Genomic DNA, 19497 nt, shown 5'->3' with positions numbered 1-19497 from the left:
AACTACACAATATGGAGAAGGGAGTGACACAGTGATGAATCTATTATACGAAGTGATTCCCGAAGATAAGGCTGAACTCTGCCAGGATTTGTGCAATGAACTCATGGCCTTCCAAAAGTCGAAAGCATCCATCGCACCGGAACGGTTTGACAGTATGAATTTTGACACACGTATGCTGCCCTCGATCAGAAGTGCACTGCACAATTATCTTGTGGTGGTGAAGGACCCTTTAGAACATGACGAAATCGTCGCCTATGTGTATACCAGTATATCCCCCAAGGAAGCGTACTCGAATGATTTTGCCACGTTTTTCGATCTTTCAACTATTCAGAAAGAAGCCGTGGGTTGCTTATCGCAATTTTATATTAAAGAAGGTTATCGTCAATTCGGGGTCGGGACCAAGCTTTTTAGCATGTCCATGGAGTGGTTGAGAACTTATGAGGACGTGGAGGATTATTTTGTCTTTACATCAAATGGGAATCATGAGGCATTGGCCTTTTATCAGCGTAAAGGATTCACGGTCTCTCATGATATTTTGGACGGTTTTATCACGGTTTTACGAAGCAAGAGGAAGTAGACGACCCCTGGCAGTTAACTATATAGTGAAGGAAAGTAATATGGAGGAGGAGATGAAATGGACGTTTTTTCAACCTATTTAGCGGGTATCGATCACCCTGATCACCGCAGTCGAATGGAGGAAATCCTGTCGTGGGTGGCGGAGACATTCCCGCAAATGGAACCTGCGATCAAGTGGAATACCCCGATGTTTACGGATCACGGTACCTTTATAATCGGTCTCTCTACAGCCAAGCATCATGTGAGCGTTGCGCCTGAAGAAATCACTATGACCCACTTTGCCGATCGCATCAAAGAAGCAGGCTACAGTGCGACTAAAGGCTTGTTCCGCATTCCTTGGAAAGACCCGGTGAATTATGCATTACTTGAGGAAATAATTGCTTATAACATTCAGGAAAAAGCTGAAATCAACAGCTTTTGGCGGAAATAAAGGAGGCGGATTTGATGAAAGGGAAAACGAATCTGAAGGTGGATGAATACATAAGCAGGGCGAAAAAGTGGAAAGAAGAAACGGAAAGGCTGAGAAGCATCATCTTGGATTGTGATTTGACAGAAGAGTTTAAATGGATGCATCCTTGTTACACGTTTGAAAATAAAAACGTCGTCTTGATCCATGGATTTAAAGAGTACTGCGCGCTTTTATTTCACAAAGGGGCTTTGCTGAAGGATTCACATGGGATTCTTATTCAGCAAACGGAAAATGTACAGGCTGCGCGACAGATCCGATTCACCAGTTCTCAGGAAATCATCGAAATGAAACCGATCCTGAGGGACTATATACAGGAAGCCATTGAAGTGGAAAAAGCAGGTCTCGAAGTAGAGTTGAAAAAGACAGAAGAGTACAGCATCCCTGAAGAGCTTCAACAGAAATTCGATGAACTTCCTGAATTGAAAACGGCTTTTGAAGCACTGACGCCGGGTCGGCAGAGGGCATACATTCTGTATATTTCCAAAGCGAAACAATCGAAAACCCGGGAGTCAAGGGTTGAGAAATACGTACAGCATATTCTGGATGGTAAGGGATTGAATGATAACTAGATCTTTAAACAATCAGTGCATATCCAATGAGAAGAGCTTATTTTGAGAAAGGTTCTTGAGTAGGTGGGGGCTTTGACCTTTTGGTAGTGGGAAGCCATTATTCAAACATGAATCGAACGGAAAGGAGGTCATCCAATGAACAAGCCATTTCCAATCCTTGAAACCACCAGATTGATTTTGAGGGAAGTAACGGAAGAAGACGCTCCTGATATGTTGACCTATTTATCCAATAAACAGGTCGTGCAGCACATGGGTCTGTTGCCTTTTCAAACGGTTCAAGATGCGAGGGATGAAATCGGTTGGTATAAAGAAATCTGGGAAGAAGGTTCAGGTATACGATGGGGAATCACGTTAAAAGATGAGGGAAAGGTAATTGGAAGTTGCGGTTTTCTCAATAGACATACGAAGCATTTCCGTGCGGAAGTTGGATTCGAGTTAAGCCAGGAGCATTGGGGGAAAGGTATAGCCCGAGAGGCGTTGGCTGCTGTTGTGGCTCATGGGTTTACATCCTATGACCTGGAAAGGGTCGAGGCATTGATCGTACCTGAGAATCTCGCCTCGCAAAAGCTTGTAGAAAAGCTGGGCTTTATTAGGGAAGGACTGCTTAGGCATTATGAATACACATGCGGCCAGTTTGATGATTTGTTGATGTACTCTTTCTTAAAGGCAGAATATAAGGAACGGGATGATGCATAAGTCAGCGTCATCCCTTCTTTTTCATGTTTCCGTAAAACGGGCTCGAGCTTTCCACTGCAAGGAGCGATTGCAGCTGAGAGACAGTGAGAAAGTGATAGCCCTCTTTTTCAAGTGTCGTCAGTAATGCCGGTAATGCATCGGCTGTGGTGGAGTGGACATCGTGGAGGAGAATGATGGCTCCCGGAGCGATTTCCTGCTGCACTACGCGGTTGATGGCAGCCGCATTTTTGTTTTTCCAATCCAGTGAATCGACGGACCATAGTACAAGGGAGGAACCGTTATCGTGTGCGATCGTTTCAACCTCTTGATTGATTGCACCATAAGGCGGACGTAATACCGCAGGCGCCTGTCCCGTCGCGCTCATGATTTTTCGGCTCGAGGCTTGAACTTCCTCCATCATTTGTTCTTTACCGATTTTCGTCAAGTCTTTATGATGATCTGTGTGGTTGCCGATTTCATGTCCGGCTTTTGCAACGTCTTTCGCGACTGTTGGGTATTTCTCCGCTTGGCTTCCTAGCATGAAAAAGGTGGCTTGTACGTCATGAGCTTCTAATACCTTAAGGATCCTTGGTGTGACGTTAGGATCGGGGCCGTCATCAAAGGTGAGTGCCACATATTTTTCTCCTGGTTCAATCGACACTTCCGTTACTTCCAATCCATCTACTGTCTTTTCATTCAAGTAGGGAAGGATAGTCCGGATGGGGATTTCCACCTGGGTGGGGCCAGCTTCATCAATATCTTCAAAGTACAGGGTGAGTGCTTGCGAGTTTAAGGTCCAATTCCACGATGAAGGATCCATTAAAGCCTCCTGTACCTTGTCATTTGGATGCTGCTGGAGGCGATTCCGGATTACCTTGATGATATCGCCATTCGTCTCCAGGATGTCCGGCAGCTTTACGAACTTTTTTTCAGACACATCGATGGAAAACGTCTTTACATGTTCTTTTCCCCGGACATTATTGACCAACTGATACGAGTGAAAAATGATCGTACATGTATCATGCGTTGACTTCCTGCTGTCAGCCTGGATGATGAGATGAGCCCGATATCCTTCTCCCAGCTCCTTTTTGTTCTCCTCTACTGCTTTTAAAAAGGCATCCTTTTCGTTCTTAATCCATCCTTTGATGGGCTTTTGGAAACGTGAGTCCTCCATAACCGGCGATTGGATGGACATTGTATACGTTTCTGTATTATCCGTTTCCGTTTTAAAGTCAATGCTCACTGGGGACGAACCACCTGATTCAGGATCGACTCGGATCGCATCGACGAGCTGGGCCATTCCATAAAAGAAGGAACTCCCTATGATGATCAACACAACCCACCCCGGCCAGCGTACCCGCCTAAAGGGTATCTTTTTCAGCATGTGACATCCTCTTTTCTAGTAAAAAAGTCATCCTACATTCACACAACAATTCCAATTATTTCAAATTATTGCGAATAATTCAATGCTTCTAATTTATTTTTTCACTATATTGGAAAAGAGTGGATTTCTTGAAACTTACACCCCCTATCATTCGTCTAATAAGAAGAAGGGTGACGAGCGCCCATTTAAAAAAAGGCGGCGATCAATGTGAAAAAATATTCCTGGATCAGTTATGTATCAGCAGGAATCCCAATTGTACTGATCGGACTGTTGTTTGCGGTTTCAAAGATTACCAATGAATCAGTCGTTAAGTCGATTTTTTATACCCTTTCGATGGGGGCTCCTCTTTCCATTGTGCTGAGTATCATCGCTCTTACGAAACGGAATGAAAAAAACGGGATTGCCTTTGTTGGATTGTTATCGGCGATTCTATTAACGGGCGCCGTTCTATATGTATTGGCCCTCGGGTTTGGGATGGGGGAGACATGAGGGGGATGGGGATCAGGCAGGCGGATGCCTGGATCCCCTTCTTTATCTTGCACTTAGCTAAACAAGTTAGGAGAGGTTATGGAAACAAGTAAATGGAAGAAATTTGATTTGGATTTGATGTTCATTGTTTTTGTGTTTATGATTGTCAGCTGTGTTTCGATTTATAGTGCTCAGAAATTTTTACCCTACGAAGAGAATTTTGCCCTGAAGCAATCCGTTTGGTTTATTGGCGGGATGATCCTGACATCCATTGTGTACTATTTTGATTTTGAACAGCTGAGAAGGCTGTCCCCTTATTTGTTTGGCTTTGGTGTACTGTTGCTTGCGTTTTTAATGGTGGCTCCTTCAAGTATCGCGCCCATCATTAAAGGAACCAAAGCGTGGTTTTCGATTCCCGGATTCGGGTCCTTACAGCCTTCAGAATTCATGAAAGTGTTTTTGATCCTTTTTTTAGCCCATGTGATTCAGAGTCACAATGAAAAGCATGAAGAGAGGACACTATCTTCGGATTCGTTCTTACTTTTTAAAGTCGTCTCGTTCACCCTCATACCCCTTTTGCTCATATTAAAGCAGCCCGATGCAGGGACTGGGATGGTCATCGTCAGTATTATGATCGGTATGATCTTTATTTCGGGGATCAACCATTATATCCTGTTTCTATTTTCTTTTTTAGGGGTTTCGGGCATTGCCTCCCTAGTCTGGATCTTTATTTACAAGACAGATGTATTGTTAAAGATCCTAAGTCAGTATCAGCTGGATAGAATCTATTCGTGGCTGGACCCGTTTGGAAATGGACAGGGCATCGGTTATCAGCTGAGATTATCGATCCTCGCTTCCGGTTCGGGGAAGATGATGGGAAAAGGGTTCAATGACGGGGAAGTAGCCGTTCCCGAAGCTCATTCAGATTTTATATTCACGGTGATTGGAGAGGAATTCGGGTTTATCGGGTCCTCCGTCGTCCTTTGTTTATATTTCTTATTGATTTATAAAATCATTACGATCGTGTTGAGGAATAAAGGCCATTATGAGATTCTGATCGGTGCCGGGGTCATCTCGATGCTGACGTTTCATATTTTCGAAAATGTGGGAATGGTCATCGGATTGGTCCCCATAACCGGAATTCCCCTCCCGATGCTCAGTTACGGGGGAAGCTCGGTACTTGGCACGATTCTCGCCTTGAGCATCATCAACAATGTGTCAGCTACAACAAATGTGTATATGTTTGAGAGTAAAGAGTAAGGAGGGTCTGGGGTGAGGAAATGGTGGATTCTCTGGGTGCTGTGCATACCCATATTTCTTGTCTCATATGTCTATTCCATCTTCATTACAAGCAAGATTACCTATTTGCCGCAATCGGAATGTAAACCGATGTTCATCTTTACCCCTCAGGATATGGACTACTGTAGTGATATTTATCCGATCGATGTTTTCATCATCGCATTGAAGACTAATCCAATTACATATATTTGGTTATTAAGCGGGTTTTATTTGGTTGGGTTTTTTGTGTTTTTGATAGGCAGGAAAATAAGAAGTAATCAAAATTCGAAAGGGGAATAACGAATTGGCGACGTGGATGGTACATTTCAGAATAGCAGAAAATTTATTGAAGAGAGGTTTGCCCGCCTCTGAAAAAGAGTTTGTAGTGGGGAATATCGGTCCTGACTGCGGCCTGCCTGATAAGGTGACAGGGGAATTTTATCCTGATAAACAAGCAACCCACTTTAAACAAAATGGGAAAATAGCTCCTAACCTGTTTTTGGAACAGTACATACAGAAAGGACGACATGACTTCACCGATCCACGGTCCTCCTTTTATTTAGGTTATTACCTTCATCTGGTGACAGATGTGGAATGGAGCAGGCTTCATCATGAAAAAAAGAAAGAGCCGGTCTATCAAAACATCCTGGGAACGCCTGAATATACGAGAAAGATCAAGGCAGACTGGTATGGATCGGATTTTGTGTATTTACAAGAAAACCGGAATACTATCTTTCACCAGATCTTTCAACATATTAAGAGTTTCCCAGATTATTTGGACATTTTTCCAGATAATCAGATTTCCACACAAATTAAAAGGATTACTGATTTTTATAAAAGTGATGTTTATGCTTTCGTATTGGAACCGGATTATCAGTTTGATTACTTAACTCCCGATGAAGTAACTCTGTTTGTTGAGGAGACAACCGATAAGTTGGTGGATATCATGCAGTCCACTTTTCAAGGGGAGACTCTCTGGAACATGAATCGAAACAATCTTATTAGATAGGAGGGAACCTTATGAATCTACTTACACCAATCATAGTAACAAGTGCCGTTTTAGCATTGGCTTGGATTGCTGGCCATAACGAGAAGGTGAATGACCAGAGAAAGATACAATAGGGTTTAAAAAGGGGGAGCCATCATGAAGGAGGAACAAGCCAGAAAGCATATGCATTTAATTCTGGGTTATTCAGGACTCCTGCTCATAGGACTGGCAATCTTAAGGAATTTGTCCGTCGCCCGGGATCATGTTGGATACGGATTGACGATGTTTGGATATTTATTCCTTGTTTCGTATTTCAAATTTGCCGATGATAAGATTGGTGCCACGAGGAAGGAAAAAGCGTTTTATCGGATCGGATTTTTTGCCCTGCTGGCGATTGTGGCGTTGAATTCACATTAGTGGAAGTCATTTCATAGAGTTGAGGTGGACTATGGATTGCATGATGAAAATTATTTTCTTCATGCTGGGAGCACTCTTTTTATTTCGGAGGCACGAAAAGGGTGAAACGTATTGGCCACTTCACTTTTATTGTGATTTTAAGCGTTGTGTTACTAAGCTATTTTTATTGGTTTGACATACAGCTATAGCTCTATGGGGCGAGAATTACACTGAAGGAAAAGGAAGTGCAACACAATGAAAACCGACCGTCGTGGTAGAGTATGAACATCGTACTCCATGATATTTATCAATTCATCATTTACATAGTAGCATTCGTCATCATCTTTTATTTTATCGAAAAATTGGCCAGAAAAAAGTGGAACATTGGTAAACCAACAAGATCGGGGGCCCAGGGAGTCAATCAAATCCACACTTGGGGGAGACGCATCCTTTGGACGGTCTTCTTTGTTAGTGTCGTGTTTGCCCCTTCTGGAGGAATCAGTGTACTGCTCATCATGGTCATCTATGCCTTCGATACCTATATGCAGTGGAAATACGATAAAGCCGCCAAGGAATACATCATAACGTTTTTGGGTCTCCTTCTCTTTGGCCTTTTTATCACGATTGTGTATTCTTTTGTCCTGCTTTGGTGAACATCAAAGGGGAGGCATCACCTAATCACAGGGTGATGCCTCCCCTTATGCTAGCTGGATTGTGATGTGAGTGTTGATTCGGGAGCCTGTTCTGTACGCTTAATGAAGAAGGAAAGCACTAAGCTGACGGCTCCGATGATCATGATGGCAAAGTAGGTATCACTGATGCCCTGAATCGATGCTTCCATGATCATATGGGCTTTTGATTCTCCATTTGTGCCGCCCATCATGATGTCCTGCAGATGATCCTTTGTCCTGCTCGTCATAATCGTGACGAGGAGGGACGTCCCGATGGCGCCGGCTACTTGTCTCGCCGTATTCGAAATAGCGGTCCCATGGGAATGAAGGCTTGAGGGCAATTGGTTCAATCCAGCCGTTTGCAGTGGCATTAGAAAGAGAGCCATCCCGATACGGCGTCCTGCGTACATCAAGATCAGGTGCATATAACTCGTCGAATCCGTCAAATCGGTAAAGGTATAGGTGGTGATCATGATGATGGCGATACCGATGATGGTGAGCCATTTCGCACCGAAACGGTCGAACAATTTACCGACTGCGGGACTCAACAGCCCCATCAATAATGCACCGGGAAGCATAAGGAACCCCGCTTCTAATGCGGTGAACCCCCGGGCGTTTTGAAGATACAACGGGAGCAGGATCATGTCTGCATACATAACCATCGTAATGACGCAGTTAATGAGGGTAGTCAACGTAAACATATTGTATCGGAATGCTCTAAGGTCAAGAAATGGGCGTTCAGCAACCAGCTGTCTCCATGAAAACAGCCCAACGGCCACAATCCCGACAGACAGTGTGGCAATAACCTCGATGCTGCCCCAGCCTTCACTGCCCGCTTCACTGAACCCATAAAGCAAGGCTCCAAATCCAATAGTGGAAAGGATTAAACTGATCATATCCATCTTGCTATCAATCGTTTCCGACACATTCCTGAGAAAAATAAATCCGCAGACGATGATGATAAGGATAAACGGAATCATTCCATAAAACAACGTCTGCCATGGGAACACATCAAGGACATATCCTGTCAGTGTCGGGCCGATCGCCGGGGCGAAAATGATCGCAAGGCCGACGGTCCCCATGGCCGTCCCCCTTTTTTCAGGAGGATAGAGTTTAAGCACCACATTCATCAGGAGTGGCATGATAATTCCAGTGGACGCAGCCTGAATCAGCCGACCCGTCAGCAATAAAGGGAAATTGGGTGCAAGGGCAGAGACAACCGTACCCACAAGAAAGATCACCATGGCACTTAAGAATAACTGCCTGGTAGTATAGCGCTGCATCAGAAAACCAGTGACGGGAATCAGTACACCATTCACGAGCATATATCCCGTCGTCAGCCATTGCCCCGTAGAAGCATCAATGTTAAACACGTCCATAATAGTGGGAAGGGCAACCGTCATGGTGGTTTGATTAAATATAGTAAAGAAGGCACCCAGAATCATGATGGTCATGACGGGTCCTTTTTTTATTGAGCTTGTAACTGGTGTGGCATTCGTACTCAATACTCTACACTTCCTTTCGTGTATTTAATTTACAATGTGTAGTATACTAAACAAGACATAAATTAAATTATAGAAGTTATCTCAGGAGCTTTCAATGAACAGTACAGTTGTATGTGTTGATTAGTTTACACCCTGAAATCCCATGTTGATTAATTCGGGGATACTAAACAGAATCAGTGAAATCGTCAATTAGTCCCGAGAAAGTGTGGAATGACATGAGTAACAAAAAAAAGCAGACAGATCCCAGAATCCTCCGCACACGCCAGCTGCTGAAAGATGCATTTGTACAATTGCTGCAGGAGATGGATCTTGAGAAATTAACCGTCAATCGTCTGACCGAAACAGCCACCATCAATCGGGTGACGTTTTACCTTCATTATCAGGATATCTCGGATATGCTGGATAAGATGGCTGATGATATGATCCTTGAAATTTCAAGCGTCCTGGGAGATCCAGAAACGGATCAGAGTCCAAATCATGACGAAAATATAAGAATGCTTGAGAGATTTCTTGAGCATATCTCCATGAATGGGGAGTTTTATAAAACAGTCCTGGCGACGAGAAGAATCCCGATTTTCAAGGAGCGGATACTAACCTTTTTTACAAATTGGCTCGTGTCGAGGATCGAGAGCAGGGGAGAGGCGTCTTTTGTCCAAAAAGCCGGCATCCAGCAGGAAATCTTCATATGGTACGACGCCGCTGCGATCATAGGGACCATTGAAGCATGGCTGCGCAATGATATGCCCTATACACCCTCCTACTTGGCAAGACAATTTTACCTGATCCATACAAGAGGTTTCGGTCAACGATAACCACATTTCATGAAAGGAAGGAATCACTATGACCAAGCAAGAATTGGAATACAAGATGAACGAAGTGAAATTAGATTATATCCGAATTCAGGGGGACCTGGAGAAGCTCGAATCCTTCGGGAGAAATACGGAAATTCAACAAAGGAAACTAGACGAACTCGAACAAGAACTTTCAGATTTACATAAGCAGCTCGAAGCAATCGACCAACCTTCACCGCATGTTTGATGAATATTGAGGTGTAAAGCAAAATAGGTATATAGAAAGAACAATGGTACAAGTTTCAACTTGTGCTAAGCTCTTTGATTGGGGCTGATTTCTATGTATCGAAACCGGGACAGACAGGTCAATATCGTCATTATGGTGCTCTTTTGCATCCTGCTCTTTCATATCATCCGGATTATCCTTCATGTAAAGGTGTATTTCGTATACAGCATGGGGATGGGATATCTTTTATTTTTAGGTTTCATCACATTCCTTATCGTTTTCCTTTTACTAAAGAGGTGAATCTTTGGGTACTTTTCGTTCGTGGGAAAGTACTTTTTTTTTGTGAAGAAGCAAGGTGTCTCATCGTAGGAAAATTATGTTAAAATTGCATACAAGAATGTTTTTGGAGGTTCACTATGAAAAAAAGGAATCAATTGGCGTTACGTGTGTCGTTCCTCGTATTCATCGGATTTCCCATACTTTTTTTCTGTGTATCCCTATATACGGAACAATGGGGTTATCTAATGTGGAGTTTTCCACCTTCACTTTTTGCGGGACTTACGGGATTAATCTTTACACTCCATACGCGGAAGAGAGAGAAAAAGGGGGCGTAAACAAGATATGGACTTGTTTTTTATTTTTAACGTGTTCAGAAATATCATTTCAACTTTTTTTCTGGATGGGATATGGGTAGTCGGCTTTTTTTACTTGTTAAATAAGACGTTTGAAAGCGAACGTCTTAAAAGGGTGTCTATATATGCAATTGGCCTGATATCGATTTTGTTGTTCTTTTATTCTGTCATGGTGAGTATGTGAGTATGTGAGTATGTACATATCGACATTGGAGATTGAAAGACTTACACCTGATCAAATGGGCAATCTATTATTTTCTGATATGAAAGACAATCATGAACGTGGGGATTGTATCTTCGTGGTGGGAAGCAGCAAGGCTGTGGAGTACCGATTGCCAAAAGCCGTGGAGCTTTATAAACAGGGAAGAGCAGGGAAAATCTTGTTTTCCGGCGGAGTGAAGTGGCAGGGGAGTGAGTATACAGAAGCCCAGGAATTAAAGAGAGGAGCGATCGCATTAGGTGTTCCCGAAAAAGATATCTTAACTGAAGACCTTTCCTTACATACCCTGGAGAATGTACTGGCGTCCCTACTTGTTCTTGATAGGCATTTCCAATTACACAACATTCAGCGGCTGTTGGTCGTGACGACTTCCTATCATATGAGAAGACTGCACCTGACACTTAAAACGTATATGCCGGAATGGATATCATTCACCTTGTGTCCGGCAGATGATCACAATACTAGAGTAGATAACTGGTTTGAAAGTGAAATAGGGGTAAATCGGGTAAAAGGGGAATCGGCTAAACTGATTCGCTATGTAAAACAGGGTGCTTTGAAGGATGAAAATATTCTTATTGATAAAATAGAATGTGCGGAGGCAAAAAAATGACAAAAGAAAGAGTGTATCCGAAATTCTGGCTGTTTGCCATCTGCTTTACAAGCTTCTGGATCTTGTGTGGCTCCTTTATTCTAATCAAGGATGTCGTCAGCAAAGATCCATTTGATTGGCAGCCCCTCTATTTAATAGGAGGGATGGCCATTATGCTGTTGCAGTCATTTGATGAATATAAAAAGGCAAAAGGTCAAGGGGAGGGACTATCAGAAAAGTAAGTGAGAGAGAATCAAAAGGGGGGGAAGAAAATGGGCAGATGGGAATACGTACCCAATTGGTTTATTGTACTGGTCTTTGTAATAGCGGCTGGTTTTACCTTACTGAACTATTTGCTGACAAAGGGAAAAGTGGAGCATCAGCAAAGAAAATCCAATGGGACTGAAACAAAAGCTTATTACTACGAGAATCCATTGAAAATCATGACCAAACCTGTTGATATCATAGATATACAAATGAACGAGGCAGGTCAGTTAAGACGAGAATTTTCAAGGTTGAAGGAAATGCTCATTTCCCTGTTCCTTCCCAATTACTACGTTGTGTTCAAAGGGGAAGATGAAGGGAATCATACTTCAATGCTTATTGAGAAACGAAGAGGGAAGAAAAGCCTTCTCGAAAGAAAATGGGATATCGCAATAACCTATCCGAATAATATCGAAAGTTTTGTCATGAAAGGGAAGAAAGTATCCGTGGATGGAATCAATGCCAGCTTTTCTTATCAAGATGATTTCATTGAAGTCTCTGAAAATAGGAAGGACAGAACCTTTCACTTTAGTAAAAACAATCTCGAGTTGGCAAGAGTCACCCCCATAGGTAAGATGCCGCCAAGAAAGATCTTTATTGATGGAGGAAGTGGAGAGTTACCATTACTATTGGTCGCTGGAATTTACGAAGCATTAAAATTGTACAGGTAAATGATGCAGGAAGGATGGAGGAACCAAATGTTTGTCAAAATCTATCACTATCATATACCGAAAGAGAAGACGGAAGAGTTCTTGAAAATTCAGGAAAGAGCAGCGGAACTGTATGGCCGGTATGTAAAATTTGAAACAAGCTATCTACATGATAAGGATGATGAAACGAAATGGCTGGAAGTAACCCGGTATAAAGATGAAGATGTGTATCGAAGTAGCATGAAGCTGTTGGATAAAGAGGAGGAGTTACATACTTTGTTTAAAGATGAATCAGATTGCCTTTTTGAAAACGGAAAGAGGGGAGTGAAGATTTGTTAAGGATCTTGTGTGATGGGATGGTTATTATTGGTTGCCGGATTACTCTGCCTCTACCCTTTGATTCAAGGATTTTTATTCTTCCATTAGAGGAGCAATTTCACGTATGATTCACCATCAACTTCTGCAAAATAACGGATATAAAACGATCTGAAGATCTGGAAATGACTGATGGCTGATCCCATATATTCCTCACGACCATCAAGACCAATTTTTCCGTCGTCGTTCTGCACCCTGTCACCTGGTAGCCTGTACGGAACATAAACATTTCATAATCCTGATAAAACTTCTTGAAAGAATGATGGTCCCTTGATAGTAAACAGGACATTAAATCGATCTTTGTCATCCTCATGTAAAACAACTCCTCCTTTATACTCCCATATCCATACCCTCCCATATCCAATTGATAACTCTTTTTCCATCAATTCTTGAATAAATACAAAATAATGTGGTATATATACGGTAAGAGGTGGTGCAGAAATGACGATCAAAACGAATACTGCAGCCCTCCTTCTAGGCAGTGCATTACTTTTATCAGCCTGCAGCGGGGACGGGACTGCATCAGACCAGGACGAAAGCAATCAGTCGCAGGATGAAAATCAAACGGCAACTTCCACGGATATGAATGAAGAGAACCATTCAGATAACAACGCCGGTGAGAATGTGAACAGCGCCGATGATATGGATTCCGATGATAATGGAAACAATGAAGATGCCGGAGACAGCAGTGGGGAAGCAGATAGCAATACCAGCAGTGGAAACGAAGATATCCAAAAGCAAGAGTATGATTCCACTGAAGACGCTGCTGCCGCCGTTGAAGGATATGAAAAAGTAGATCAGACCAATATCGATCTTGGCCATGGCATCAAAGGACTCCAGGAAGGGGCAGCCGGTCACGAATATCTTTACTGGAATGAAGGACGCTGGCTCATCAAAGTCAACTTTCCGACGGATCCACAATACAGCATTGATGGATATGATGGGGCAGAGGATATGGCAAAGAAAGTTGTAGATTATCTAGAAAAGAACTACTTGCCCGCACCAGAGGATAAGGGTGTCATCACGATCAACGGATTCAAGGAACATCCGGAAACAGTCGTGAAGTGGCAAAAAGGGAAGACCGTTTATACGATTACTTCGAAAGAAAAAGAACCGTTTGATGCATTGGAGACTGCAGTTGAATCGTAATAAAAGGGTGACAGGGATCTAATTCCGGTCACCTTTTTCTATTCAGCTTTTCATTCATTTAGAGTGTTAATTGAATGAAAAGCTGATCCCTCTACCCGTCTTACATTTCGGAAAAAAGAGGTCAGTAATAAGAGGTCTGTCACCGACACAATAGAATATTAACGTGGAGATGCAGACATCTTATTTTATGAAAGAATCATAGCTTTCAGTTAATTATTGAGTTATCGGTCTTAATTTGAAATAATTGGTAGATACTAGATTCGCAAGGAGGAAATAATGAGCAAAGATCGATTCTTTCTGGAGGTGGCTCTGGAGGAAGCAGAAATAGCATTAAACGACCATACCTATCCAGTCGGAGCTGTCATTGTAGACCAAGAACGTAATATCATAGCTAAAGGACGAAATCGAGTCCATTCTCATCAGGATGCCACGGCCCATGCGGAAATAGACGCCATTCGAAACGCAGGTTCGTCCATTTTCAACGCGAAAATAGAGGGTGAGAAATTCACGATCTATACTACTGTGGAACCGTGCCTCATGTGCACAGGAGGGATTCTCTTCGCTAAAATGAGAAGAGTGGTGTGGTTACTGAATGACGGGGAAGGATTCGGCGGGTATAAAAAGATCAACGGTGCCGGCATCTTTGAACGAAAACTTAACGAAGTCGACGTATCGGACGAACCGTATGCTGATTTGAAAATAAAGCAGCACGATCTCATGAGACAGTGGGAGGAAAACCCTAATCATGTGGGGAACTTGCGTAGTACATTTAAAAAGGGAGGATGAAATCTACGAGAAGCATTATGAATAATGTAACGAAAACATTGTTATCTCACTACCGACAGCATCCTAATAAAAATCGCCCCTTTATTGTCGGAATTGATGGGTTGGGGGGATCGGGGAAGACAACCCTCGCCCGAAACTTGAAAAAAGAACTAATGCAGGTAAATTGGGAGTCGGTTATCGTTCATATGGATGATTACATTGTCGAAAAGAGTGACCGGTATGAAACCGGAAATGAGGAATGGTATGAATATTATGCCCTTCAGTGGAATATAGAACGGCTTCGTAAAGAACTTTTCCAAAGGTTGCACCATAACTGCGCCGCTATTACGTTACCCTTCTATGAAGCCACTGTTGACGAAGTCGTTTCGAAATCCATTCCCCTTGATGGGGTAAAGGTCGTGCTGATCGAAGGAGTCTTCCTTCAGCGTAAAGAATGGCGGGATTTCTTTGACTTTATGATCTTTATGGATTGTCCTCATGAAATAAGAGCCGAACGGGTGATCAAGAGGGATGTCTATCTCGGTGATGTGCAGGCAAGGCTTGAAAAGTATAAAAGAAGATATTGGTTGGCTGAGGAACGTTATCTTCTTCATGAGAATCCATCCGGGCAGGCGGACTATATTGAAAGAGTTCAATAGATAGAAAATGGAGACTGATCTTTTATTATTGAAATATTCTTTTCTTACATCTGTTTTTTGCTAGAATAGAAGATATATAGAACAGAAGGTGAATGGTGCCCAGATGAGTATAGTGAAAGATTTCCTCCTGCAGCTGACACTAATGATCATACCGATTTTCAGTTATTTCACCATTATCCTGGAAAAGGTAAAGGGGGATCGATCCATTAAGATGATCATGACCCTTTTGTGGGGTGTGTCCATCCTATTATGCATGTCCTTCCCTGTGGAATATGGAGAAGGTGCACGTCTCGATATCCGATTTATTCCCCTCCTTTTCGTTACGTTATATCTTGGAATGTGGCCGGGGTTGTTTCTGTCCGCCCTGATCATCTTTTATCGCCTCGCTTCGGGTATCAGCATGGGATTTTATTCGACGGTCCTTGTGTTAGTCATTACCCTGCCTGTCATCTTGTACGTTCAGCGATTGTTTCTCCTTGTAAAAAAGGACCGTAAAGTGACAATTGCAGCAGGGTTATCCTTCCTGTATTGCCTCTGTGGCATGACTGTGTTTGGTATCATGAACGGGTTCTCAACCACCGTTCTGAAAGTACAGAGTATTCATCTTCTATTTACTGTCGCCGTTACCTGGTTCTGTACAGTATTAATTGAAAAGATCCGTGAGACCCATCAGCTGAGGCTTGAGGTCCAGGATGCGGAGAAATTCAGGGTGATCAGTGAGCTGACCAGTGTATTCGCCCATGAAATCCGTAACCCGATGCAGGTGAGCAGAGGATTCCTTCAACTACTCGATGAACCGGATCTCCCTCAACATAAGAAGGAATATATCAAAGTGTCAATTGAAGAATTAGACCGGGCCAATGAAATTATCAACGATTTCCTGGCGTTCGGCAAGCCTTCCTTGAATACATACGGGAACATCAATGTCGGTGAACAGTTAAAGCGTGTCATCACGCTCATTCAAACCTTCAGCGTGAACCAGCAGGTGGAGTTCAAATCCGATATTGAGGATGACTGCTGGATCGAAGCAAATCCCCAGAAGCTGAACCAATCCCTGATCAATATCTTGAAAAATGCAGTGGAATCCATGCCGGATGGTGGAACCGTGTGGATCACCTGTCATCCGTCCGGTGACGGAAATATCACGCTCACCATTAAAGACCAGGGGATCGGCATGAACCCGAAACAGGTTGACCGCCTTGGTTCCCCTTATTATTCCCTCAAAGAGAAGGGAACGGGTCTCGGGATGATGGTCAGTTATCAAATCATCCGCTCCTTCAAAGGGAGAATCAGGGTCGAGAGTGAAGAAGGGGTCGGCACGGAGTTTGTCATCGAATTTCCACATATTGAAATGTAAAAGAAAACAGTGTCGACCTTCATCGGTCAACGCCGTTTTCTCTTTTTTTACTGTTCATGGAAGAATAAGGTTCATACCTGGGGCTCATAGAATTAGATACCGCTGCTCGATTCTATTCAAATCCGGCATGATTTTTTCAAATATCGCACGATTGTTCCCAGTGACGCATGAAAAATCCAAAACCCGCATGATTTTTTCAAATCCCGCACGAATAGCGCACTAAACGTCATTTATCGAAGAAAGGATTGAGATTGTATGAATATTTTGGAATAATTGGTAGTGAATCGCTTATTCAAGCAGTTATAATGACTGAACAGAAGGAGGAAACCATCTATGGCTGATTTTTTATTAAAGAGTTTCCTGTTCCTATCAATCTATGCTCTTCTCATCTTCCTATTTAACGCATGGATGAGAAAAATATTGAACGTTAAGAGAAAAAAGATGTTCTCGTATAACCATATGAATGAACGTCATAAAAAGATAGATTGGACCATTCGATTCACGTTCTTGTTCCTCATCGTCATTGTCGGTGTCTATAACACCTACACTCTCGGTCCAGAAGGAGAAGTATGGTATCTGAAACCGTATATATTAATATTCGGTTTTATCCTCGTCTCGGAAGCAGTCAGGGCCATCTTTGAAAAAAGACATTCAGAGAATCCAAATGATTATAAATTCACCCTTTCACAACTAGCCTTTCTATCCATCACGCTACTGTTATTCTTTACAACTGAATTTTTCGGAATATTCACCTAAATGGAGGCGTCAACATGCTCAATCAAACACAAAAAAGAATCAGGGATTATGGAGTGGAAATAGGTACATTAAAAACCGGTATCAACAATTCGATCACAGACGTCGAGGGTGTAACGGTGGGTCAAGTCACACTCAGTAAAAACGACATGCAAACAGGTGTCACGGCGATCCTGCCACATCAGGGGAATCTCTTCAAAGAGAAACTCATCGCCTCCACTCATGTCATCAACGGATTCGGTAAATCGATGGGCACGATTCAGATCAATGAACTCGGGACATTGGAATCGCCCATTCTCTTAACCAATACATTAAGCATCGGTACAGCCGCCGATGCCCTGATCGAATACATGCTCGAACGGAATCCTGAAATCGGCAGAACGACGGGGACCGTTAATCCCGTTGTCTGTGAATGCAATGACATGCTGTTAAATGATATCCGGGCAGGGTTTATCACCAAGGAACATGCCAGGAGAGCCCTGGACCATACCTCTACAATCGTTGAAGAGGGGACGGTCGGAGCGGGAACCGGCATGCTATGTTACTCCCTGAAAGGTGGAATCGGCACGTCCTCCAGAATCATGAAGATGGAACACGGAACGTACACGATGGGAATTCTCGTCTTAACGAATTTCGGGATATTAAGCGACCTGACTGTGAACGGAAAGGGAATTGGGGAAAAACTAAAGAAGAAAATCCTCCACTCCCGTGAAGAACAGGACAAAGGGTCCATCATCATCATTGCAGGGACGGACCTCCCAGTATCGGAAAGACAGCTCAACCGAATCATCAAACGGACCATCACAGGTCTATCCCGTACAGGCTCCATCATCACGACCGGCAGTGGAGAAGTGGTCATCGGCTTTTCGACCGCCACCAGGATTCCACATGACAAAACGTCCCATTGCATTTCACTGCCCATGATTCATGAAGAAGAAATCGACCTTGCATTCCGAGCGATCGGTGAAGCGACGGAAGAAGCCGTCCTGAACTCATTAGTAACGGCAACCCATGTGATTGGACGGGAAGGAAATGAAAGACCGGCATTGAAGGATTTATTGGAAAAATACAATATACAACTAACCGACTAACCATCATGGAGGGAATTATGGAATCTACGTTACTCATCATACGGGGAAACTCCGGAAGTGGAAAAACAACGACTGCTAAACGTCTTCAGCAACGTCTGGGGAGAGGTACGCTCCTCGTTTCACAAGATGTCGTCCGCCGCGACATGTTGATGGTGCAGGATCGGGACGGTAACCTGTCCATGGACCTGATCCGTCAGATCACGGAATATGGAAGGGGGAAATGTGAATTTGTCATTGTGGAAGGGATCTTTTCTGAGCAGCGCTATGGTGACATGCTCAAGGGGTTAATCAGCTTCTATTATGGAAAAGCCCATGCCTATTACTATGATTTATCGTTTCAAGAAACCGTCCACCGACATAACTCCCGTTCAAAAAAGACCGAATTCGGTGAAGAATCATTGCGTGCCTGGTGGAATCCGAGAGACTATCTCGGTGTGGATAGTGAAGTGATCTTGACGGAGGAGCTGTCACAGGAGGAAATAGTGGAATTGATATTGAAGCAAGTGCAAACTCCATAATCCAAGGGAGAGAGTAAACATGATAGAAGTAAGACCATTAGAAGAAAAAGACTATGAACTTATCAAAGAAGCAGAAAGAGTCATAGAAAAGAATTACCGGTACGGTCGCCATCATATCGGTTCAGCGGTCAGAGCCACATCCGGAGAAGTATATGCAGCCGTGCACGTAGAAGCAAACGTCGGCAGAATTACCGTCTGTGGGGAAGCCATGGCCATCGGGAAGTCCATCTCTGAAGGAGACCACGAATTCGAAACGATTGTCGCCGTCGCTCACCCCCATCCACACGAAGATATCAAACAGTGCTGGGTAGTGGCTCCCTGTGGCATGTGTCGGGAGTTAATAAGCGATTACGGGAAAAACACCGATGTCATCCTTTCGTATAAGGGAGAATTGGTAAAGTGTAAGGTGATGGAGTTATTGCCTGAAAAATATAATAGTGATGTTGTTGATTAATCTAGCAAAGAAATGAAAAAGGAGG

Annotated in this window: 27 protein-coding genes; 24 read left to right on the top strand and 3 right to left on the bottom strand. The window is 43.2% G+C overall.

The annotated features are described in order from the left end of the window. Window positions 1-34 precede the first annotated feature (34 nt). From BAA9072_RS00865 to BAA9072_RS00850, 4 genes are all read left to right on the top strand, one after another. Window positions 35-577: a GNAT family N-acetyltransferase gene (locus tag BAA9072_RS00865; protein WP_201712802.1), complete on the top strand. Its 543-nt coding sequence runs from the start codon at window positions 35-37 to the stop codon at window positions 575-577. 57 nt (window positions 578-634) lie between these two features. Beyond that, on the top strand, window positions 635-1006 hold the full coding sequence (locus tag BAA9072_RS00860) for an iron chaperone (protein ID WP_201712801.1): 372 nt from the start codon (window positions 635-637) through the stop codon (window positions 1004-1006). 14 nt (window positions 1007-1020) lie between these two features. Continuing rightward, on the top strand, window positions 1021-1614 hold the full coding sequence (locus BAA9072_RS00855; RefSeq protein WP_408015192.1) for a YdeI/OmpD-associated family protein: 594 nt from the start codon (window positions 1021-1023) through the stop codon (window positions 1612-1614). 135 nt (window positions 1615-1749) lie between these two features. Next, a complete protein-coding gene (locus tag BAA9072_RS00850; RefSeq protein WP_201712799.1) occupies window positions 1750-2310 on the top strand; it encodes a GNAT family N-acetyltransferase in 561 nt (186 codons plus the stop codon). Window positions 2311-2317: 7 nt separating this feature from the next. On the opposite strand, the gene BAA9072_RS00845 is transcribed toward BAA9072_RS00850, so the two are convergent. Further along, window positions 2318-3673: a polysaccharide deacetylase family protein gene (locus BAA9072_RS00845; protein WP_201712798.1), complete on the bottom strand. Its 1356-nt coding sequence runs from the start codon at window positions 3671-3673 to the stop codon at window positions 2318-2320. A gap of 207 nt (window positions 3674-3880) precedes the next feature. Here BAA9072_RS00845 and BAA9072_RS00840 point away from each other — a divergent pair, with 207 nt between their 5' ends. The 6 genes from BAA9072_RS00840 (at window position 3881) to BAA9072_RS00815 (ending at window position 7456) form a co-directional block, all read left to right on the top strand. After that, window positions 3881-4162: a hypothetical protein gene (locus tag BAA9072_RS00840; RefSeq protein ID WP_201712797.1), complete on the top strand. Its 282-nt coding sequence runs from the start codon at window positions 3881-3883 to the stop codon at window positions 4160-4162. A gap of 78 nt (window positions 4163-4240) precedes the next feature. Continuing rightward, window positions 4241-5401: an FtsW/RodA/SpoVE family cell cycle protein gene (locus tag BAA9072_RS00835; RefSeq protein WP_201712796.1), complete on the top strand. Its 1161-nt coding sequence runs from the start codon at window positions 4241-4243 to the stop codon at window positions 5399-5401. Between the two features lie 12 nt (window positions 5402-5413). Continuing rightward, entirely contained in the window at window positions 5414-5719 is a 306-nt protein-coding gene (locus BAA9072_RS00830; protein ID WP_201712795.1) for a hypothetical protein, read from the top strand. Between the two features lie 4 nt (window positions 5720-5723). Then, window positions 5724-6428 carry a zinc dependent phospholipase C family protein gene (locus BAA9072_RS00825; protein ID WP_201712794.1) on the top strand — a complete coding sequence of 235 codons (705 nt, stop codon included), beginning with the start codon at window positions 5724-5726 and terminating at the stop codon, window positions 6426-6428. 135 nt (window positions 6429-6563) lie between these two features. Then, window positions 6564-6824: a hypothetical protein gene (locus BAA9072_RS00820; RefSeq protein WP_201712793.1), complete on the top strand. Its 261-nt coding sequence runs from the start codon at window positions 6564-6566 to the stop codon at window positions 6822-6824. 260 nt (window positions 6825-7084) lie between these two features. Next, window positions 7085-7456: a DUF4181 domain-containing protein gene (locus tag BAA9072_RS00815; protein WP_201712792.1), complete on the top strand. Its 372-nt coding sequence runs from the start codon at window positions 7085-7087 to the stop codon at window positions 7454-7456. 50 nt (window positions 7457-7506) lie between these two features. Here the strand turns inward: BAA9072_RS00815 and BAA9072_RS00810 are convergent, their stop codons facing one another. Continuing rightward, window positions 7507-8979 (bottom strand): DHA2 family efflux MFS transporter permease subunit, encoded by a 1473-nt coding sequence (locus tag BAA9072_RS00810; protein WP_408015191.1) that lies wholly within the window; start codon window positions 8977-8979, stop codon window positions 7507-7509. 215 nt (window positions 8980-9194) lie between these two features. Here BAA9072_RS00810 and BAA9072_RS00805 point away from each other — a divergent pair, with 215 nt between their 5' ends. From BAA9072_RS00805 to BAA9072_RS00780, 6 genes are all read left to right on the top strand, one after another. Further along, the gene (locus BAA9072_RS00805; protein ID WP_201712791.1) at window positions 9195-9791 is read left to right on the top strand and encodes a TetR/AcrR family transcriptional regulator; all 597 of its coding nucleotides are present in this window, start codon (window positions 9195-9197) and stop codon (window positions 9789-9791) included. Between the two features lie 28 nt (window positions 9792-9819). Next, window positions 9820-10017: an SE1832 family protein gene (locus tag BAA9072_RS00800; protein WP_201712790.1), complete on the top strand. Its 198-nt coding sequence runs from the start codon at window positions 9820-9822 to the stop codon at window positions 10015-10017. An 805-nt stretch (window positions 10018-10822) separates the two neighbouring features. Continuing rightward, on the top strand, window positions 10823-11458 hold the full coding sequence (locus BAA9072_RS00795) for a YdcF family protein (protein ID WP_201712789.1): 636 nt from the start codon (window positions 10823-10825) through the stop codon (window positions 11456-11458). Next, window positions 11455-11679 carry a hypothetical protein gene (locus BAA9072_RS00790; RefSeq protein WP_201712788.1) on the top strand — a complete coding sequence of 75 codons (225 nt, stop codon included), beginning with the start codon at window positions 11455-11457 and terminating at the stop codon, window positions 11677-11679. Before BAA9072_RS00795 ends, BAA9072_RS00790 begins: the two co-directional genes overlap by 4 nt. A 30-nt stretch (window positions 11680-11709) precedes the next feature. Next, the gene (locus BAA9072_RS00785) at window positions 11710-12372 is read left to right on the top strand and encodes a tubby C-terminal domain-like protein (protein ID WP_201712787.1); all 663 of its coding nucleotides are present in this window, start codon (window positions 11710-11712) and stop codon (window positions 12370-12372) included. Window positions 12373-12399: 27 nt separating this feature from the next. After that, window positions 12400-12690: a hypothetical protein gene (locus tag BAA9072_RS00780; protein WP_201712786.1), complete on the top strand. Its 291-nt coding sequence runs from the start codon at window positions 12400-12402 to the stop codon at window positions 12688-12690. Window positions 12691-12787: 97 nt separating this feature from the next. Here BAA9072_RS00780 and BAA9072_RS00775 read toward each other — a convergent pair whose 3' ends face one another. Beyond that, window positions 12788-13039 carry a hypothetical protein gene (locus tag BAA9072_RS00775; RefSeq protein WP_201712785.1) on the bottom strand — a complete coding sequence of 84 codons (252 nt, stop codon included), beginning with the start codon at window positions 13037-13039 and terminating at the stop codon, window positions 12788-12790. 128 nt (window positions 13040-13167) lie between these two features. Here BAA9072_RS00775 and BAA9072_RS00770 point away from each other — a divergent pair, with 128 nt between their 5' ends. From BAA9072_RS00770 to BAA9072_RS00735, 8 genes are all read left to right on the top strand, one after another. Continuing rightward, window positions 13168-13875, top strand: coding sequence for a hypothetical protein (locus BAA9072_RS00770; protein ID WP_201712784.1), 708 nt, complete (start codon window positions 13168-13170; stop codon window positions 13873-13875). A 276-nt stretch (window positions 13876-14151) separates the two neighbouring features. Further along, a complete protein-coding gene (locus BAA9072_RS00765; RefSeq protein ID WP_201712783.1) occupies window positions 14152-14661 on the top strand; it encodes a nucleoside deaminase in 510 nt (169 codons plus the stop codon). Next, window positions 14658-15299, top strand: coding sequence for a kinase (locus tag BAA9072_RS00760; RefSeq protein ID WP_230980707.1), 642 nt, complete (start codon window positions 14658-14660; stop codon window positions 15297-15299). Before BAA9072_RS00765 ends, BAA9072_RS00760 begins: the two co-directional genes overlap by 4 nt. A gap of 103 nt (window positions 15300-15402) precedes the next feature. Continuing rightward, a complete protein-coding gene (locus BAA9072_RS00755) occupies window positions 15403-16656 on the top strand; it encodes an ATP-binding protein (protein ID WP_201712782.1) in 1254 nt (417 codons plus the stop codon). 333 nt (window positions 16657-16989) lie between these two features. Next, window positions 16990-17412 (top strand): DUF4181 domain-containing protein, encoded by a 423-nt coding sequence (locus tag BAA9072_RS00750; protein WP_201712781.1) that lies wholly within the window; start codon window positions 16990-16992, stop codon window positions 17410-17412. A gap of 14 nt (window positions 17413-17426) precedes the next feature. Beyond that, on the top strand, window positions 17427-18500 hold the full coding sequence (locus BAA9072_RS00745; protein WP_201712780.1) for a DmpA family aminopeptidase: 1074 nt from the start codon (window positions 17427-17429) through the stop codon (window positions 18498-18500). A gap of 17 nt (window positions 18501-18517) precedes the next feature. After that, the gene (locus BAA9072_RS00740) at window positions 18518-19018 is read left to right on the top strand and encodes a kinase (protein WP_201712779.1); all 501 of its coding nucleotides are present in this window, start codon (window positions 18518-18520) and stop codon (window positions 19016-19018) included. A gap of 19 nt (window positions 19019-19037) precedes the next feature. Beyond that, window positions 19038-19472: a cytidine deaminase gene (locus tag BAA9072_RS00735; protein ID WP_201712778.1), complete on the top strand. Its 435-nt coding sequence runs from the start codon at window positions 19038-19040 to the stop codon at window positions 19470-19472. Window positions 19473-19497 lie beyond the last annotated feature (25 nt).

This window comes from Rossellomorea arthrocnemi (assembly GCF_904424705.1).
GTDB lineage: Bacteria > Bacillota > Bacilli > Bacillales > Bacillaceae_B > Rossellomorea > Rossellomorea arthrocnemi.
This window is presented reverse-complemented; position numbering and strand designations above follow the sequence as displayed.